At 64.2% G+C, this 17,790-nt stretch carries 13 protein-coding genes; 6 read left to right on the top strand and 7 right to left on the bottom strand.

Features of this window, described 5'->3' with window-relative positions; translation table 11 throughout:
- Nucleotides 1-166: 166 nt before the first annotated feature.
- Complete coding sequence (locus ACYVHK_RS13510; RefSeq protein WP_460532796.1) at nt 167-589, top strand: DUF3010 family protein; 423 nt, start codon at nt 167-169, stop codon at nt 587-589.
- 24 nt (nt 590-613) lie between these two features.
- Here ACYVHK_RS13510 and ACYVHK_RS13505 read toward each other — a convergent pair whose 3' ends face one another.
- Entirely contained in the window at nt 614-1,393 is a 780-nt protein-coding gene (locus ACYVHK_RS13505; protein ID WP_460532793.1) for a substrate-binding periplasmic protein, read from the bottom strand.
- A gap of 137 nt (nt 1,394-1,530) precedes the next feature.
- Entirely contained in the window at nt 1,531-2,307 is a 777-nt protein-coding gene (locus ACYVHK_RS13500; RefSeq protein ID WP_460532790.1) for an AraC family transcriptional regulator, read from the bottom strand.
- 103 nt (nt 2,308-2,410) lie between these two features.
- On the opposite strand from ACYVHK_RS13500, the gene ACYVHK_RS13495 reads away from it, so the two are divergent.
- Nucleotides 2,411-3,646 (top strand): MFS transporter, encoded by a 1,236-nt coding sequence (locus ACYVHK_RS13495; protein WP_460532787.1) that lies wholly within the window; start codon nt 2,411-2,413, stop codon nt 3,644-3,646.
- A 76-nt stretch (nt 3,647-3,722) separates the two neighbouring features.
- Here the strand turns inward: ACYVHK_RS13495 and ACYVHK_RS13490 are convergent, their stop codons facing one another.
- A complete protein-coding gene (locus ACYVHK_RS13490) occupies nt 3,723-5,450 on the bottom strand; it encodes an FAD-dependent oxidoreductase (protein ID WP_460532784.1) in 1,728 nt (575 codons plus the stop codon).
- A 249-nt stretch (nt 5,451-5,699) separates the two neighbouring features.
- On the bottom strand, nt 5,700-6,254 hold the full coding sequence (locus ACYVHK_RS13485; protein WP_460532781.1) for a hypothetical protein: 555 nt from the start codon (nt 6,252-6,254) through the stop codon (nt 5,700-5,702).
- 234 nt (nt 6,255-6,488) lie between these two features.
- On the opposite strand from ACYVHK_RS13485, the gene ACYVHK_RS13480 reads away from it, so the two are divergent.
- On the top strand, nt 6,489-8,417 hold the full coding sequence (locus tag ACYVHK_RS13480) for a dipeptidyl-peptidase 5 (protein ID WP_460532778.1): 1,929 nt from the start codon (nt 6,489-6,491) through the stop codon (nt 8,415-8,417).
- 130 nt (nt 8,418-8,547) lie between these two features.
- Here ACYVHK_RS13480 and ACYVHK_RS13475 read toward each other — a convergent pair whose 3' ends face one another.
- From ACYVHK_RS13475 to ACYVHK_RS13465, 3 genes are all read right to left on the bottom strand, one after another.
- Nucleotides 8,548-8,778, bottom strand: coding sequence for a DUF3820 family protein (locus ACYVHK_RS13475; RefSeq protein WP_460532775.1), 231 nt, complete (start codon nt 8,776-8,778; stop codon nt 8,548-8,550).
- Nucleotides 8,779-8,960: 182 nt separating this feature from the next.
- Nucleotides 8,961-10,304, bottom strand: coding sequence for a HAMP domain-containing sensor histidine kinase (locus ACYVHK_RS13470; protein ID WP_460532772.1), 1,344 nt, complete (start codon nt 10,302-10,304; stop codon nt 8,961-8,963).
- A gap of 2 nt (nt 10,305-10,306) precedes the next feature.
- Nucleotides 10,307-10,996, bottom strand: a complete 690-nt coding sequence (locus ACYVHK_RS13465; RefSeq protein WP_460532769.1) for a response regulator — start codon at nt 10,994-10,996, stop codon at nt 10,307-10,309.
- A 382-nt stretch (nt 10,997-11,378) separates the two neighbouring features.
- On the opposite strand from ACYVHK_RS13465, the gene ACYVHK_RS13460 reads away from it, so the two are divergent.
- From ACYVHK_RS13460 to ACYVHK_RS13450, 3 genes are read left to right on the top strand one after another with little or no spacing between them, the layout of a single operon-like run.
- On the top strand, nt 11,379-12,806 hold the full coding sequence (locus tag ACYVHK_RS13460; RefSeq protein WP_460532766.1) for an efflux transporter outer membrane subunit: 1,428 nt from the start codon (nt 11,379-11,381) through the stop codon (nt 12,804-12,806).
- Nucleotides 12,803-13,918, top strand: coding sequence for an efflux RND transporter periplasmic adaptor subunit (locus tag ACYVHK_RS13455; protein WP_460532763.1), 1,116 nt, complete (start codon nt 12,803-12,805; stop codon nt 13,916-13,918). Before ACYVHK_RS13460 ends, ACYVHK_RS13455 begins: the two co-directional genes overlap by 4 nt.
- Nucleotides 13,915-17,001: an efflux RND transporter permease subunit gene (locus tag ACYVHK_RS13450; RefSeq protein ID WP_460532760.1), complete on the top strand. Its 3,087-nt coding sequence runs from the start codon at nt 13,915-13,917 to the stop codon at nt 16,999-17,001. Before ACYVHK_RS13455 ends, ACYVHK_RS13450 begins: the two co-directional genes overlap by 4 nt.
- Nucleotides 17,002-17,790 lie beyond the last annotated feature (789 nt).

Here is a 17,790-nt window from a genome sequence, read left to right as displayed (position 1 = left end):
CGCCAAGCCACTATGCGGGGTGGGCAAATACAAATCTTGGCGCCAGACCACGTCCAGACGATGTTTTCTGCCAAAAATCGAGGTGGGCAAGGAGTTGGCAAGGCAGGGATTGCGACCCGCCTGATCCGCTTTTTTTCGGGCCAGGCAGGGCATAAAAAGGGGTGCTATGAAAGTTTGCGGTGTAGAGATCAAGGGCAGCGAGGCGATATTCGCCATGGTTCTGCGTAGCGACGGCGTGTTGAGCCATCTACCGATTGCGACCAAGAAGATCGAGCTGGAAGACGATGATGAATCGGCCAACGTAAAGGCCTTTGCCGAGCAGATCACGGCTTTCGTGAAGGCCAACGACATTGCGCATATCGCGATCAAGAAGCGGGGCAAGAAGGGCGATTTTGCCGGTGGGCCGACGACGTTCAAGATCGAGGGTATCTTTCAGCTACTGGCTGATTGCGAGGTGACGCTCATCTCTGCGCAGACCATGAGCGCGCAGGAGCGCAAGCATGGTTATGAACTGCCGGCCAGCCTGAACAAATACCAGCACGAGGCTTATCGGGCCGCGTGTGCGCTGATACTCAAGGCGGTGAAGTAGTTTGCGGGGACGGCAGGGCCGTCCTTATTTGAACTGTTGCATCGCCGTCTTGTATTCGCCCGATTCCCTGACTACTGCCACCGTTTCCCAGACCTTCTGGGCGAAGTCGGGGTATTTCTCCACGAAGGGTTTGGAGAGCATCAGGAAGTAGGGTTTGGTGACCAGGGGCGGGTCGATCCGCTCTATTTTGGCGACAAACTCGGGCCGTTGGGCGAGGCTGGCGTCGCCTTGCAGGGTTTGCAGGGCGACGGCGGAGACACGACCCACCAGTAGTTTCTGGAAATGCTCGGCCGCGCCACGTACGCCATCGTCCACCCGCATGCCCATGCCCTTGAGCTGGGGGATGATGGAGTAGCCGGGCTGCGCGCCGATGGGCTCCGGTGCGTTGCGAATCGCCGTGCCATCCCATTCCACCTTGCTGCCCTTCAGGCGGTAGAGGCTGTAGCTCTCGTCCAGCATGCGCTTGCTGGCGTCTGGCCTGTCGCCAACCATGGGGTAGCGGCCGGTTTCCAGGCGGTCCGGTGCGAAGCTGATCTTGAACAGGCCATCCAGCTCGCCGGCCTTGACCAAGGCCATACAGCGCTTCCACGGTAGCGGCTGGACTTCCACCGTCGTGCCGAGCTGTTTTTCCACCAGGCGCATCATGATCACATTGAGGCCGGGCTTGTCCTTGAGCACCCAGGGATAGGAGTCTTCGTCTTCCGAGCAAATGCGCACCTTGCCCGGTTTATCCAGCGCCCAGGCGGTGGAGAAGCTGAACAGCAGCGTGGTGGCGATAGCTAGGCGGAGCAGTTGAAGGCGCATGGCGATATCCGAGAGTGCAAGTGCGGGCATCTTGTACGCGCCCGTTGCTGTTCAGCTTAGTTGCCTGTTCAGAATATATCCTGGGTTGAAAAACGTGGGACTGCGTCGCCTGGCGGCGCGGGGCCTGCCCGCTGTACTCAGCGCCGCGTCAGGTATTGCGTGGGCGCAACGCCCAATGCTTTCCGGAACATGGCCGAAAAGGCGCTGGGGCTGGCGTAGCCCAGTGCACTGGCGATGCGTGCGATGGATTCGCCCTGGTCCAGGCGGCAGAGTGCATCGGCCAGGTGGACCTGTTGCACCCATTGCCGGTAGTGCAGGCCGGTCTCCCGGGGAAAGAGCCGAATCAGCGTGCGGCCGCTGGCTCCGGCGGTGGCGGTCCAGTCTTCGATGCCGTGCTGGTTGCCGGGGCGATCCATGATGGCTTCGCAGACGGCCAGCAGGCGGCGGTCGCGCGGCCAGGGGATGGCGATGGGGACGGTGGGCGCGGCGGCGATCTCGGCCAGGATCAGTGCGGCCATGTGTTCGCCACGGCCCGGAAGTGGGTATTCGATGGGCTCGTCGATCAAGCTGAGGATCAGCTCGTGCAGCAAGGGGGTGACGCTCAGCACGCGGCAGTCCTGACCAGGCAGGGTGGCGGCATCCGGCGCGACATAGACGGTGCGGATGGCGACCGGGCTCATGGTGGTGAGCCGGTGTTCCACACCTGGCGGCACCCAGAGGGCGCGCTGGGGCGGAATGGTCCAGACGCGATCCGGGGTATGGACGCGCATTACCCCCTGGGCAGCGTAGAGCAGTTGGGCGCGCGGATGGGTATGCGCCGGCACCTGGGTGCCGTGCGGGTAGTCCTTGGCCATCGCGGTGACGGGGCGCGGGACGTGCTGGTAGTCGGCCGCATCGCGGCTGCGCTCGGGCATGGTGATTTGGCAGTTATTCGACGATAAATGGCATGAGGCCTGTTTGGCGCCATTCTAGACTATCCCTGCGCCAAATCCTGCGCGGTTTCCCTAGTGATCAGTCATGAGCAGCCTGCAAAACACCCTTGAATCCCCCGTGCCGCTGGCACCGGCTCCCCGCAGCGCGGCCAGCCAGACCGGGCAGTTCCTCCTGCCGGTGGTGGGCGCCGTCAGTTTCGTGCATCTGCTCAACGACCTGATCCAGGCCATCCTGCCCTCCATCTACCCCATGCTGAAGGCCAGCTACGGGCTCAACTTCACCCAGGTGGGCCTGATCACGCTGGTGTTCCAGATCACCGCTTCGCTGCTGCAGCCGGGCGTCGGCTTTTATACCGACAAGCATCCCAAGCCTTATCTGCTGCCCATGGGCATGGTGTTTACGCTGTGCGGGCTATTGATGCTGTCGCTGGTGCATACGTTTCCACTCTTGCTGGTCGCGTCTGCGCTGGTGGGGCTGGGTTCGTCGGTGTTCCATCCGGAAGCCTCGCGCGTGGCGCGCATGGGTTCGGGCGGGCGCTTTGGCCTGGCGCAGTCGTTCTTCCAGGTGGGCGGTAATGCGGGCTCCGCGCTCGGGCCGTTGCTGGCCGCGATCATCATCATTCCGCGCGGGCAGGGCGCCGTGGCCTGGTTCTGCCTGTTTGCCATGCTCGGCATTGCCGTGCTGTTCCGCGTCAGCCGTTGGGTGGTGAGCAGCCATGCCGGGATCAAGGCCAAGGCGGCGGGGCATGTACGGCAAGACCTGACGCCGGGTCAGGTCAAGGGGGCGCTGGTGGTGCTGGGCCTGCTGGTGTTCTCCAAGTATTTCTACATGGCCAGCTTGAGCAACTATTACATCTTCTACCTGGTGGAGCGCTTTGCCCTGCCGGTACAGAGTGCGCAGATGTTCTTGTTCCTGTTCCTCGCGGCCGTCGCGCTCGGCACCTTTGCCGGTGGCCCGATCGGCGACCGGATTGGTCGCAAGTACGTGATCTGGGTGTCAATCCTCGGCGTTGCGCCGTTCACGCTGCTACTGCCTTATGCCAACCTGTTCTGGACCGGTGTGCTGAGCGTGGTGATCGGCCTGATTCTGTCCTCCGCTTTCTCGGCCATCATCGTCTATGCCCAGGAACTGGTCCCGGGCAAGGTGGGCATGATCGCCGGGGTGTTCTTCGGGCTGATGTTCGGCTTCAGCGGCATCGCGGCCGCGGCGCTGGGACACTTGGCGGATATCACCAGCGTGAGCCATGTGTACAAGCTCTGTTCCTACCTGCCATTGCTGGGGGTGTTCACGATCCTGCTGCCGAATCTGGAACGCAAGTAGATCCCGCAGCAGGGCGCTGATAGAAAACGGCCCCGGTTTTGCCGGGACCGTTTTCATGGCGCAACTGAGGGGGAGGTCAGCAGATCGGCTCGGCAACCTGGGCTTGCTGTTCGATCGGCAGTGCGGCGAGATACTGGTGGATCTGGGCTACTACCGCAGCGCCTTCGCCCACGGCGGCGGCGACACGCTTGGTTGAGCCGGAACGTACGTCGCCGATGGCGTAGACACCGGGGACCGAGGTCTCCAGCGAGACGCAGCTGCGGTCTAGGCCGATGCCCGCCTTCTCGCCGGTCAGCACAAAGCCTTTCTCGTCGGTCGTGACGGCGCAGTCTTGCAGCCAGTTGGTGTTGGGGTCGGCACCGGTAAACAGGAACAGGCTGCGGATGGGGTGCTCGGTTGCGGTTTCTTCACCCCGCTTGCGCCAGTGAACCGACTTGAGGCCGGTATCGTCGCCATCCACACCGGTCACCTCGGTGTGGGCATGCAGGGTCACATTGGGCAGGCTGGCGATGCGGTCGATGAGGTACTTGGACATCGAAGCCGCCAGGCTGGGGCCGCGGATCAACAGGTGAACATGCTTGGCGTGGCTGGCAAGGTAGGCCACGGCCTGGCCGGCTGAATTGCCGCCACCGACGATGGCGACTTCCTCGCGTGCGCATAGCCGTGCCTCGACCGGCGAGGCCCAGTAATAAATGCCCTTGCCCTCATAGGTACAGAGGTTGCGAAACTTGGGGCGCCGGTAGGTCGCGCCGCAGGCGATGACCACCGTGCGGGCCTTCACCCGGGTACCGTCGGAGAAAGTCAGGACCGGTGGGGTGGTACTGCAATCCAGGTTGCTGACCTGCACCGGGATGGCGAGCTGGGCGCCGAACTTCTCGGCCTGCACCAGGGCGCGGCCAGCCAGCGCCATGCCGGAGATGCCGGTCGGGAAGCCCAGGTAGTTCTCGATCCGGGCGCTGGCCCCTGCCTGGCCACCTGGCGCGCGACAATCGAGCGCGAGCACCGACAGGCCTTCCGACGCTGCGTAGACCGAGGCCGCCAAGCCGCCGGGGCCGGCGCCGACGACGGCGACGTCGTAGATGAAGTTCTCGTCAAAGGTGGGCAAGAGCCCCAGGGTATTGGCGAGCTGCGCCTCGGACGGGTTGTGCAGGATGGTGCCATCCGGGCAGATCACCATTGGCATGTCGGCGACTTCCGGCGACAGGCGGACCACGACGGCGATGGCCTCGGGTGCGGAGGCGCAATCGAGCGTGGTATGGGGATGCCCGTTGCGATGCAGGAAATTCTGCAGCGAGATCAGGCGTGGATGATTGACCCGGCCGACCAGTACCGGGCCACCGCCGCCGGCCTCGATCAAGCCGACACGTCGCAGTATCAGCGCCCGCATGATGCGCTCGCCGCTCTCGGCCTCTGCCACCATCACGGCGCGCAGACCTTCCGGCGAAATGACGATGCCTTCTACATCCGACATGGCCAGGCCGTTGACCAGTGCACGCTGGCCGCTGAGCTGCCCGACCTCGCCGATAAACTGGCCGGCAGTATGTTCAATGATCTTGTGACGCTTGCTGTGCGCGTCGAGGTAGGACATTTCTACCCGGCCGCTGGTGATGATGATCATGCCCGGCCCAACGGTGCCTGCTTCGACCAGCAACTGGCCTTCAGCCCATGCTTCGGGCCGCCCAAAGCGACGCATGCGGTTGATTTCCGCTTCCGTCAGCATGGGGAACATCTGATGGCCGCGGGTGGCGACCAGCGAGTGGGGCGGATCGGATTCTTCGGCCGGGGTGACGAGATGCGTGCTCATGCTGCGGGCTCCGGTGGGGTAACGGTGCTGAAGGGTGCTTGCGTTCGGGATAGGTGCTGGCAGGGGCTTAGTCAACGCCTGGCTGATGATCTGCGGGCGGTTTTACGCCCTATAGATTGCACCTGGATGATGACTGACAGTGTGTACCTGACTAACGGCAAAGCCTATCCCCCTAAAGAGGTACTGAGGGTGGGGTACTGACGGCGGCGGCCGCCTTATGTTCCTGCAACCGTGGATTCTTTAACGGGCCTATTCCGCCAGAGGGGCGAGCGTCGGCGTCTGGCCGGCCGCCTGCGTGACCCGGCGCTTCCAGCCTAGCAGACCGATGGCGTAGCTGACGTAATAAGCGGCCAGCGTGCCGAAGATCAGCAGCGTCAGTGGGCTGAACAGGTCTTGTGGGCCTGGCCGGCCGCTACCCAGCTCGCCGGTAAAGTAAAGGTGAGCAAGGCGATAGAGCACCCGGCCCACCAGCAGCAAGGATAGGGCGATGCCCAGATGGGCGTTGGGGGTGTAATAGAGCCCGGCCTCACTGGCATCGAAACGGGTGGTGCGCAGGCCAAAGATGCCGAGGCCGATGCCCACAGCTGCGCCACCCGTCAGTGCTGCCAGGTTGAGCGGATCGCGCAGTGAGACCAGTACCAGCAGGCTGAGCAGCAGCGGCAGCAGGACAATGGTCAGCCAGGGACGGATGGGAGAGAACTTTTGCCGCCCGACCAGACGGCGCACGCGCGAGTAGATGCGCCAGGCGATTAAAGGCAGGATGGCGAGGATGACAACAAAACTGGGCGCGGCAGGTGCGGGCATGGTGGGCCTTGGCAGTGGTGGCGGGGCTGATGGGCCTGCACCGGGGTCAATGGGGCGATGTTAGCGCCAAATGGGGCGCGGGTCCTTGCCCGACCACGCTATCGTGCCGTTTGCTGTGGCAATGGCGACACCGGGCCACGGCGACCGCTACGCTACGGCCGTCAGGCTGGCTTGCGGCAGGGGTGAAGCACCTGCTATCGATTCAGACAGGCTGTTTATTTTTCAGGATTTTTCATGCGCGCTCGCACCATCGCCCCCTATGGCACCTGGGTCTCTCCGCTTTCTGCCGAACGCCTGGCCGCCGGGGTGACGCCCTTGAGCGCGCCGCGGCTGGTAGGTGGCGCCGTGTACTGGCTGGAAGGTTTGCCGGCGGAAGGCGGCAGGGTGGTGGTGGTCCGCGCCCGCCCTGGCGAGCCGGCGCAGCGGCAGATCCCCGCACCCTTCAATGCCCGGACCCGGGTGCATGAATACGGCGGTGGCGCCTATCTGGCGGCGGGTGAGGTGCTGTATTTCTCGAATTTTGCCGACAACCTCGTCTACGCCCGGCAGGGCGAGGGTGAGCCCGTGGCCATTACCCAGGACGGCCAGCAGCGGCATGCAGACTTTGAACTGGACCGTCTGCGCCGTTGCCTGATCGCCGTGCGAGAAGACCATGGCATGGGTGGCGATGAGCCAGTCAACAGCCTGGTGGCGCTGGGTCTGGACGGGCAGCAGCGGGTGTTGACCAGCGGCTACGACTTCTATGCCGCGCCGCGCTTGTCGCCGGATGGGCGGCATCTTGCCTGGCTGTGCTGGAACCACCCGCAGATGCCCTGGAACGGCAGCGAGCTGTGGCTGGCGGATGTCGCTTCCGACGGCAGCCTGCAGCGGGCCCGCAAGCTGGCCGGGAGTGAGACCGAATCGTTGTGCCAGCCGGTGTGGTCACCGGACGGCGTGCTGCATGCGGTGTCCGACCGCAGCGGCTGGTGGAACCTCTACCGGGTGGTCGAGGGGGCACTGATGCCTTTGTGCCCGATGGAGGCGGAGTTCGGCCGGCCGCAATGGGTGTTCGGGCAGAGCATGTACGGCTTTGCCAGCGCGCATGAGATCGTGGCGAGCTATATCGAGCTGGGCGTGAGCAAGCTCATGCGCATCGACCTGCGGCGAGGCGAGTGGCAGCCGATCGCCACACCGTATTCTGATCTGCAGGAGATCAGCGTGGGTGCGGGGCATGTCGTGGCCCTGGCCGGCAGCCCGACCCAGGCGGCGCAGGTGGTGAGCATCGAGATCGCTACCGGCGAGATGACGGTACTGGCGCAAAGCCTGGCCGAGCCACCGGGTGTGGACTATCTGTCTGTGCCGGAGAGCCTGAGCTACGCCAGCACCGGTGGCCGCCTGGCCCATGCCTTCTACTACCCGCCCCGCAATGTGGACTACCAGGCCGTAGCCGCCGAGCTGCCGCCCTTGATCGTGACCAGCCATGGCGGGCCGACCTCCATGGCCAGCAACAGCCTCAAGCTGGGCATCCAGTACTGGACCAGCCGCGGTTTTGCGGTGCTGGACGTGAACTACGGCGGCAGTACCGGCTATGGCCGGGCCTATATGGACCTGCTCAAGGGGCAGTGGGGTGTGGTGGATGTGGATGACTGCGTGGCCGGCGCCCGCCACCTGGCGGCCCAGGGGCTGGTGGATGTCCAGCGTATGGCGATCCGCGGCGGCAGTGCCAGCGGCTACACCACGCTGTCTGCGTTGACTTTCCACTCGCTGTTCAAGGCCGGTGCCAGCTACTACGGCGTGAGCGACCTTGCGGCGTTGGACGCCGATACCCACAAGTTCGAATCCCGCTATACCAGCTATCTGATCGCGCCACCGCCGGAGCGCGAGCGGCTGTATCAGCAGCGCTCGCCCATCCTGCATGCCGACAAGCTCAACTGCCCGATGATTTTCCTGCAGGGGTTGGACGACAAGGTGGTGTTGCCGGCGCAGTCGGAAGTCATGGTCGCGGCCCTCAAGGCCCGCCGGGTGCCGGTGGCGTATCTGCCGTTCGAGGGGGAGGGGCATGGCTTCCGGCGCCTGGAGACGATACGGCGCGCGCAGGAAGCGGAGCTGTATTTCTATGCACAGGTGTTTGGCTTCGAACCCGCGGACAAGATCGAGCCGGTGGCGATACAGGTGGGCGATTGAGGCCTAATGACCGTTCGGCGGGATGGCTGGGTGAATTCTTGGGATTCGTCCGTTATTTGTCGTATACAAACAGGGTCTTCCCCTAAATGTGCCCGGCCCGGCTTAACCGCTGTCCGGGCAATTTTTTGTACTAGCGCGGGCCGCCACGGTGACGGTTGCGTAAGGGCTCCAGCAGCGGCTTGAGACCGTTGTGGTCCAGCTCCTGCATCAGCGCCAGCAGGCGGCCTATCTCTCCAGGTGGGAAGCCGACGCGGGCGAACCAGTGCAGGTAGTTGGCCGGCAGGTCTGCGATCAGGCGTCCTTTGTACTTGCCATAGGGCATGGGTAGCGTGACCAAGCGCTCGAGGTCTTCGGGTTTCATTGGGAGGACAGGGTGGAGTGGTGGGGTATTTTACCTACGGGCTGGCGGGTATCGACGGAAGTTGGTGTTGTGTGACCCTACGTGGGTGCATGTATTTTGGCAGTGTTGGTGGAAGGCGCTACGCTTTTCCACCCTACGGGGCGCCTTACCACCCGGGCCTACTCCTTGCGGGTGCTTCCACCCTACGGTGCTGCTGTCGCCCCGGTCTTGGGGAGTTCGATGTGGACCATCAGGCCGCCGCCATCGCGGGCCTTGGCGCTGATGCTGCCGCCGTGGGATTCGACGGCGCGCTGGGTGATGGCGAGGCCGAGGCCGAAGCCTTCCACGCCGGTGTCGCCGGTGCGGCGGAAGGGTTCGAAGATGCCGGTCAGGTCGGCCTCGCTCACGCCGGGGCCGCGGTCGGCGACTTCCAGGCTGAATCGTTCCGGGCCGGCGTGCAGCCGCACGGTGACGGTGGTGCCCGGTGCGGTGAACTTCACTGCATTGCGGATCACGTTCTCGAAGGCACGGTAGAGCAGGTCTGCCCCGACCTCGGTGACGAACTCGCCGTCCCCGATCAGATCAAGCTGGCGATCACTGGATTCGGCCTCGAAGCGGGCGTCGTCGGCGATGGCGGCGACGAGTTCGACCAGGTCGACCGTCTCGCGCTTGATGTTGCCGGCGCCGCTTTCCAGCCGCGCCAGGGTCAGCAGTTCCCCGACCAGGCTGTTGAGGCGGCCGGATTCCCGTTCGATACGGTCCAGCATGAGTTCCAGGCTGTTGACGTCCGGCTTCTGGCGGGCGAGGCCGATGGCGGCCTGCAGGCGCGCGAGCGGTGAGCGTAGTTCGTGCGAGACATCGTGCAGCAGCCGTTGCTGGGCGCCGACCAGATGCTGCAGGCGCAGCGCCATGCGGTTGAAGTCGGCCCCCAGTTCGCTGATTTCGTCGCAATGCTCGGGCGGCGGCGTGGCGACGCGGGTATCGAGCTTGCCCTCGGCCATGCTGTGGATGGCGGCGCGCAGGTTACGGATGGGTTGCGAGAAATGCCGCGCCAGCCGGCCGGCGATGCCGAGGCTGACGATCAGGACCACGAATAGCGGAATGATGAAGGGGGGCGGGGCGGGGCGGCTCTTGCTGAGGACGGCCTGGGCCTCTGCCGGTTGGGCGAACAGCACGTAGCGGTGGCCGCTCGGTGCCTGGACGACGCGGGAATAGTCCGTATCGGTGGCGTGGCGCCAGTCGAAGGTGCCTTTATCGGGCAGGGGGCGCTGCAGTAGCTCCTGGCCGGTTTCGTCCACGGCGTAGATGGTGGGCTTGATCTCCTGGCGCGCCAGGCTATCGAGCAGGGCGCGGGCGCCGGCCGGGTCGGCCTTGCCGAGCACGGCGGCGGTGTTGTTCAGCGACAGCACCATGCGTTCGGCCTCATAGCTTTGCTGGCCGCTGGGTTCCAGCCAGCGCCACAGCCAGGTCAGCCCAAAGCTGCAGAGGCCGACCATCATGGAGGCCAGCCAGAAGGCGACGAAGAACTTCCAGAACAAACGACCCATGCTCAGTCCTTCACCAACTGGTAGCCCTGGCCGCGCACGGTCTGTATCCAGGCGCGGCCGTCGGTGCGGGCGCCGAGCTTGTGGCGGATGCTGCTGACGTGGACATCGATGCTGCGGTCGAAGCGGGCGAGCGGCCGGCCCAGGGCGGTCTCGGACATGGCCTGCTTGCTGACGATCTGGCCGGCATGGCGGGCCAGGGTCTCCAGCAGGCGGAATTCGGTCGCGGTCAGGTCCAGTGGCTGACCCTGCCATTGCGCCGACAGGCGCGCGGGCCAGAGTGTGAGCGGGCCGCTGGTCAGCGTGCCGCCGTCGGCCGGTTGGCGCTCCTGTTCGCTGCCACGGCGCAGGATGGCGCGGACACGGGCGACCAACTCGCGCGGGGTGCAGGGCTTGGGGACGTAGTCGTCGGCACCCAGCTCCAGGCCCAGGATGCGATCAATATCGTCACCACGGGCGGTCAGCATCAGTACCGGCAGGCGGCTTTGCTGGCGGATCTGCCGCAGGACTTCCACCCCGGTCAGGCGCGGCATCATGACGTCGAGCACCACGATATCGTGCTGGCCGCTCAGCGCGGCTGTCACGCCTTGTTCGCCGTCATGCACGGCATGGACGGCGAAGCCTTCCTGACTCAGGTATTCGGCCAGCATGGCAGAGAGTTCGATGTCGTCGTCGACCAGCAGCACGCGTTGCATGATGGGGCAGGGTCCAGTCTGGGGTGAGATAGCTTGCCGCTGATCATAGTCCGCCGTTCGCGACGAAACACGCATCTTTACCGGACTTTACCTTGCAGCGCCCCTCACGCGGGCGAGGCCGCCTGGCAAGTGGGCTGGGCCACCCGAGACCATCTTCAGGGCACTTCCAGAAATCCCATTTTCGTCGCGATGCGGCGTTGCACGCGAAAAATTTCTCCTTGCATATCAATTATATGTCGCGTCGAAATTTTCCACTTGCGCCTTGCCTCGCTTAGAAACTGAGCTTTCTGAAAGCACCCTTTACGTTTCTTTACTTTTGGTTAACGGCACTTAACCCGGGCTGCCGTGATCATCAGCCTCGTCCAATCCGGGTCTGTGCTCCATGCCATCTGCCTTTCGTCTTCTTCCTGTTGCCGCCGTGCTCACCACCTTGCTGGGTGCTTGCGCCACGGTCGGCCCCGATTATCAAACCCCGGCCTTGCGCACGCCTGCCAGTTGGCAAGCCGCTGTACCGCATGGTGGCCGCAGTGCCGATCTACTGCACTGGTGGCAGAGCTTCAATGACCCGGTGCTCGACAGCCTGCTGGCGAGGGCAGAGGCCGATAGCCCGTCGCTCGATAGCGCCTGGGCCAACATCATGAGTGCGCGTGCCTCGGTGGCCAGCAGCAAGGCATCCGGCATGCCCACGCTCAGCAGCGGTGCCGGTGTGAGCCGGGCCGGCAACCTCAACAGCGGCCAGGGCAGCACCGCAACCACCAGCAATGCGGCGCTCGATGCCAGTTGGGAGATCGACCTGTTCGGCGGTCTCAAGCGCAGCGATGAGGCGGCGCGTGCCCGTGCCAGCGCCAGTGTCTCTGATTGGCACGATGCACGTGTCTCGCTCGCGGCGGAGGTCGCCAACGAATACGTGAGCTACCGCGCCTGCCAGTTGCTGCTGGCGAGCTACCAGGCGGATGCGGAATCGCGCAAGGTCACCGGCCAGTTGACCGGCCGCTCGGTGGCGGCGGGCTTTACTGCGCAATCGGATGCCGACCTCGCCGACGCCGGCACTGCGACGGCAATCAGCAATGTGTTGGCGCAGCAGGCCGAGTGCGAGCTGGATATCAAATCCCTGGTGGCCTTGACCGGCATGGACGAGCCCGAGCTGCGCAACACGCTGGGCAAGGGCACGGCGCAATTGCCGAAGCCGGCCAGTCTGGCGGTACAGAGCCTGCCTACCCAGTTGGTTGCACAAAGGCCGGACCTGGCGGCCAAGGAGCGCAATCTGGCGGCGGCCAGTGCGGATATCGGCGTGGCGGAAGCCAACCGGTATCCGCGCTTGTCCTTGCTCGGATCGATCAGCAGTGCCGAGGTGCGCGGCGGTAGTAGCAGCACGCCATGGTCCCTCGGCCCTTCTTTGAGCTTGCCGCTATTTGACGGTGGTAGCCGCCGCGCTGCGGTGGACAAGGCGCAGGCCGGCTATGACCTGGCGCTGGCGACGTACCGGCAAGGGGTGCTCGATGCCGTCAAGGAGGTCGAGCAGGCCCTGGTGCGGCTCGATGCCGCGACCCGCAGCGAGGCGAGCCGGCGCGCCAGTGCCGAGGGTTACCAGCGCTACCTGGCGGCGACCCGCGCCATGTGGCAGGCCGGCAGCGCCAGCCTGCTGACCCTGGAGCAGGCGCAGCGCGATGCCCGTGGGGCGGAGCAAACCTATATCACCAGCCAGCGCGATCGCATCCTCAACGGGATCGCGCTCTACAAGGCGCTGGGTGGCGGCTGGGACAACCAGCAGAACGAGAACATGAATAGCAAGCAGGAGAACCGCAAGTGAAGCGTAGCTACCAAATTGGCGTATTGGCCTTGTCCCTGGGACTGGGTGCCACCGTATTTGTGCTGCGGCCGCCCGAGGCCAAGGCCGAGACCAAGCCGGCGCCCGCGCCGACCGCGCGTGCTGCGCTGGCCGTGGAGGCGATCCGCCCCGTGCATCAGTCCTGGCCGCTCAAGCTGGCCTTGAACGGGCCGATTGCCGCCTGGCAGGAAGCCATCATCAGTGCCGAGACCGGTGGCCTGCGCATTGTCGCCCTGCATGCCGAGGTGGGTAGCGTGGTGAAGCGCGGCCAACTGCTGGCCGAGCTGGCAAGTGATAGCGTGGAAGCGAATGTGCGGCAGCAGGAAGCCAACGTGGCCAGTGCCCGTGCGAGCCTGGCGCAGGCGGAGAGCAACCGCCAGCGTAGCGACGTGGTGAAGGATGCCGGTTCGCTCTCCAAGCAGCAGATCGAGCAGTACCAGATCGCCGAGCAGAGCGCCCGTGCCAGCCTTGCCGCCGCGCAGGCCGCATTGGACAGCGCGCGCATCACCTTGTCGCAAACCAAGGTCGTGGCGGTGGATGACGGCGTGATCTCGGCCCGCAGTGCGGCGCTGGGCAGCGTGGTCAGCACCGGGACCGACCTGTTCCATCTGGTCCGCCAGCAACGGCTGGAGTGGCGTGCCGAGGCCAGTGGCGAGCAATTGAACGAACTCAAGCCCGGCCAGCGCGCGCTGCTGACCCTGCCGGGTGGTAGCCAGGTCAGCGGTGCCTTGCGCCTGGTATCGCCCACGTTGGCGACCGATACGCGCCAGGCCGTGGCCTATGTGGATATCCAGGCTCGCAGTGCGGCCCGCGCCGGCATGTATGTGCGCGGCGAGCTGGAACTGGGCAAGCGCGATGCGCTGACCGTGCCCAGCAGCGCGGTGATCCTGCGTGATGGCCGCAGCATCGTGTTCGAGATCAGCAAGGACAAGCACGTGGTGCTGCGCCAGGTAGTGGTCGGTCGTCAGCAGGGGGACAGGGTCGAGATCAACAAGGGTATCGAGCCGGGTGTGCAACTGGTCAAGACCGGTGGCGCCTTCCTCAATGACGGCGATGTTGTGAGCCTGGCCGGCAAGGCCTCGGAGGCATCATGAACTTTTCATCCTGGTCGATCCGTAATCCGGTCCCGGCCCTGTTGCTGTTCGTGGTGCTGACCCTGGTCGGCATCATGGGCTTCAAGCGCATCGGCATCCAGAATTTCCCGGATATCGAACTGCCGACCATCACCATCAGCGCCACGCTGGAAGGTGCGGCCCCCTCGCAGCTGGAGACGGAAGTCGCCCGCAAGATCGAGGATCAGTTGGCCTCGCTCGGCGGGGTGGAACATATCAACACCATCATCACCGATGGTTCGGTCTCCATCAGCGTGCAGTTCGAGCTGGAGAAGAACAGCGAAGAGGCGCTCAACCAGGTCCGCAATGCGGTGGACAGCGTGCGCGGCGATTTGCCGTCCGACATGCAGGAACCGACCGTCTCCAAGGTGACGACCAGCGGTAGTGCGATCCTGACCTACACGGTGGAATCGGACCGTATGGACGAGGAGGCGCTGTCCTGGTTTGTCGACAACGACGTGAACAAGACACTGCTCTCCACCAAGGGTGTGGGCAAGGTGGCCCGTGCCGGTGGCGTGGACCGCGAAGTACTGATTGAACTGGACCCGGCCAAGCTCAATGGCCTGGGCGTCTCTGCCAGTACGGTCTCTGCCCAGCTCAAGGCGGTGCAGAAGGATGCCTCGGGCGGCGAGACGCGGCTGGGTGGCAAGCAACAGTCTGTCCGTACGCTCGGCGCAGCCGGCACGGTGGCCGAGATTGCCGCGCTGCCCATCCCGCTGGGGGATGGCCGCCATGTGCGGCTGGACGATGTGGCCAAGGTGACCGATGGCACGGCGGAACGATCCAGCTATGCCATGCTGGACGGCAAGCCGGTGGTGTCGTTCCAGATCACCCGCGTGAAGGGTGCCAGTGAAGTGGAAGTGGCGGATTCGGTACGCAAGAGCGTGGCGCAGTTGCAGGAACGCTTTCCGCTTGTGAAGTTCAAGGAGGCTTTCAATACCGTCAAGCCGATCGAGGACAACTACGAAGGCTCCATGCACCTGTTGCTGGAAGGCGCCTTGCTGGCCGTGGCGGTGGTGTGGTGGTTCCTGCGGGACTGGCGCGCGACGCTGGTATCGGCAACGGCCTTGCCGCTGTCCATCATCCCGACCTTTGCGGTGATGTATTTCTCGGGCTTCAGCCTCAATGTGCTGACCTTGCTGGCGCTGGCGCTGGTGATCGGCATCCTGGTCGATGACGCTATCGTGGAGGTGGAGAACATTGTCCGCCACCTGCGCATGGGTAAATCCCCCATCCAGGCGGCGACGGAAGCGGCCGACGAGATTGGCCTGGCGGTGATCGCCACCACGCTGACATTGGTGGCGGTATTCCTGCCGACCGCCTTCATGGGCGGCATACCGGGCAAGTTCTTCAAGCAGTTCGGCATGACGGCGGCGGTCGCGGTGCTGGCATCGTTGCTGGTAGCGCGTTTGCTGACGCCGATGATGGCGGCCTACCTGCTCAAGCCCAACCACCATGAGCAGGCCGATAGCTGGCTGATGCGCCAGTACCTGCGCGGCGTGAACTGGTGCTTGTCGCACCGCAAGAGCACGGTGGCGATGGCGGCGGCGTTCTTTATTGGCTCGCTGATGTTGGTGCCGCTGTTGCCGACCGGCTTTGTGCCGGCGGGCGACCAGAGCCAGACCCAGGTTACGCTGGAGCTGGCCCCGGGTAGCCGTATCGAGGACAGCCGCGTGCTGGCCGAGCGGGCCCGTGTGCTGCTGGAATCGGTCAAGGATGTGAAGCAGGTCTATGCCCTGGTCGGCAGTGCTACCACTGGTGGTGGCCCCATGGGCGGCGGTGCCAGCAGCGACGTGCGCAAGACCACGCTGACGCTGACCTTGACCCCGCGTAGCGAGCGTAGCTACAAGCAGGCGGCGATCGAAGCCAAGATACGCGATGCCCTCAAGCCGCTGACCGGCGCCCGGGTCACGGTGGGTGGTGCCAATACCGGCGAGACGCTGCAACTGACGCTGGCGAGCGACGATGCCAACGCGCTGGAAACCGCATCGCGCAACCTGGAGCGCCAATTGCGCGGCCTGAAGGGCGTGGGTTCAATTACGTCCAGCGCCAGCCTGCAACGGCCTGAGTTGCAGATCAAGCCGGACTTTGTCCGCGCGGCGGACCTGGGTGTGACGACCGATGCACTGGCCAGCACGGTACGGTTGGCGACCTATGGCGACTTCTCGTCCAACCTGGCCAAGCTCAATCTGCCGCAGCGGCAGGTGGAGGTACGGGTACGGCTGGCGGAAGCCGCGCGGACCGATACCGCGGCCATCGGCCTGATGCGTGTCAATGCCAGTGGTACCCAGGTGCCGCTGTCGTCGGTGGCCGATATCTCGCTGGGCAGCGGCCCGAGCCAGGTCGACCGGCGTGACCGCTTGCGCCAGGCCACGATCAACGTGGAGCTGGGCGGCCGCAGCATGGGCGAGGTGATCAAGGAGGCCAATGCACTGCCGGCGCTGAAGAACCTGCCGGCCGGTGTGAAGCAGATGCCCGCGGGCGATGCGGAGCGCATGGCGGAGCTGTTCGGCAGCTTTGGTTGGGCCATGCTGGTGGGGGTGATGTGCATCTACGTGGTGCTGGTGCTGCTGTTCCATGACTTCTTGCAGCCGGCCACCATTCTGGCGGCCTTGCCGCTGTCTGTCGGCGGTGCCTTCCTGGCGCTGCTGCTGACCGGTAACAGCTTCTCCATGCCCAGTATCATCGGCCTGTTGATGCTGATGGGCATTGTCACCAAGAACTCCATCCTGCTGGTGGAATACGCGGTGATGGCCCGGCGCGAGCACGGCATGGATAGGCTAGCCGCCATTGTGGATGCCTGCCACAAGCGGGCGCAGCCTATCCTGATGACCACCATCGCCATGGGGGCCGGCATGTTGCCGATCGCCATGGGCATGGGCGCCGACCCGAGCTTCCGCTCGCCGATGGCGGTGGCGGTGATCGGCGGCCTGATCACCTCCACGCTGCTGAGCCTGCTGGTCATCCCGGTGATCTACACCTATGTGGATGATGTGCTGGTGTGGCTGGGCAAGCGCATGCCCAAGCATGCGGCGCCGATATCGCCGGCGATTGTGGAGACTTGATCGGTTTGCTTGTGACGGAATGACGAAGCCCCCGTGCCTTTGGCTGGGGGCTTTGTTTATGGTGAGCCTGGCAACGGATGTTTCTGTAACGCTCGTGGATTAAGTCACATGCCGAAATGTATGGCAGAAGTCAGCGATGGTTGATCAGCGATGCTCGGCTAAATGGCCGGATTCCAGCCACAGTAGACGATCAGTGGCTCAGGTTCGTCGGTCTGCTATCGACCCGTTGCGGTCGGTGTCGACGCGTAAAAGCAGACGTCTACGCTTTACTCTGTCGAACTATCTCGACCCCCAATGTCATCGGTGGAAACTGATGCCTGACAGTCAACGTTAAGCCAGTAGATAGAACAAGCTGGATGGCCGAGTCAGGTCCCTCGCCCAAGGAGTCCCAGACCTTTACCCCTGAAATTACAGCAGGCAGAGCTTGCCGAAGTTCTTCGCTTTGCACCATGGGAAGGTCGCTTACCCCATTGGTCACGAGCGCTTCCAAAGGACCCGAAAGAACGCCGAACTCGATTCCCAACGCTGGATATGCGTCGGGCAAAGGAACCTCGCAAGGCCTAATCTGTATGGGAGGTGCCTGTTCGAAGGCCAAATTCACACCAAATGTCATGGGCGCTGAGGTCTCGTCGACCCACGCTGGATGTACCTCTTGCAATGGAGTCATCCAAACGGATTTAAGTACAAGGCCCACTAAGGAAGAGATGGTCATCCGGCTGGCTTTAGCTGATTCGCCTTGGGGAGACCATCCCCAAAGCAAGAGGGTAAGTAACTGCTTTCGGGATGGCA

The sequence above is a fragment of the Chitinimonas naiadis genome (assembly GCF_054780835.1).
The sequence above is the reverse complement of the archived record's forward strand: the minus strand, read 5'-3'. Positions and strand labels throughout refer to the sequence as shown.

What these genes read in the sequence shown, in the direction of transcription:
- ACYVHK_RS13510 (WP_460532796.1), top strand. Translation starts at nt 167, where the DNA reads ATGAAAGTTTGCGGTGTAGAGATCAAGGGCAGCGAGGCGATATTCGCC.
- ACYVHK_RS13505 (WP_460532793.1), bottom strand. Translation starts at nt 1,393, where the DNA reads ATGCGCCTTCAACTGCTCCGCCTAGCTATCGCCACCACGCTGCTGTTC.
- ACYVHK_RS13500 (WP_460532790.1), bottom strand. Translation starts at nt 2,307, where the DNA reads ATGCCCGAGCGCAGCCGCGATGCGGCCGACTACCAGCACGTCCCGCGC.
- ACYVHK_RS13495 (WP_460532787.1), top strand. Translation starts at nt 2,411, where the DNA reads ATGAGCAGCCTGCAAAACACCCTTGAATCCCCCGTGCCGCTGGCACCG.
- ACYVHK_RS13490 (WP_460532784.1), bottom strand. Translation starts at nt 5,450, where the DNA reads ATGAGCACGCATCTCGTCACCCCGGCCGAAGAATCCGATCCGCCCCAC.
- ACYVHK_RS13485 (WP_460532781.1), bottom strand. Translation starts at nt 6,254, where the DNA reads ATGCCCGCACCTGCCGCGCCCAGTTTTGTTGTCATCCTCGCCATCCTG.
- ACYVHK_RS13480 (WP_460532778.1), top strand. Translation starts at nt 6,489, where the DNA reads ATGCGCGCTCGCACCATCGCCCCCTATGGCACCTGGGTCTCTCCGCTT.
- ACYVHK_RS13475 (WP_460532775.1), bottom strand. Translation starts at nt 8,778, where the DNA reads ATGAAACCCGAAGACCTCGAGCGCTTGGTCACGCTACCCATGCCCTAT.
- ACYVHK_RS13470 (WP_460532772.1), bottom strand. Translation starts at nt 10,304, where the DNA reads ATGGGTCGTTTGTTCTGGAAGTTCTTCGTCGCCTTCTGGCTGGCCTCC.
- ACYVHK_RS13465 (WP_460532769.1), bottom strand. Translation starts at nt 10,996, where the DNA reads ATGCAACGCGTGCTGCTGGTCGACGACGACATCGAACTCTCTGCCATG.
- ACYVHK_RS13460 (WP_460532766.1), top strand. Translation starts at nt 11,379, where the DNA reads ATGCCATCTGCCTTTCGTCTTCTTCCTGTTGCCGCCGTGCTCACCACC.
- ACYVHK_RS13450 (WP_460532760.1), top strand. Translation starts at nt 13,915, where the DNA reads ATGAACTTTTCATCCTGGTCGATCCGTAATCCGGTCCCGGCCCTGTTG.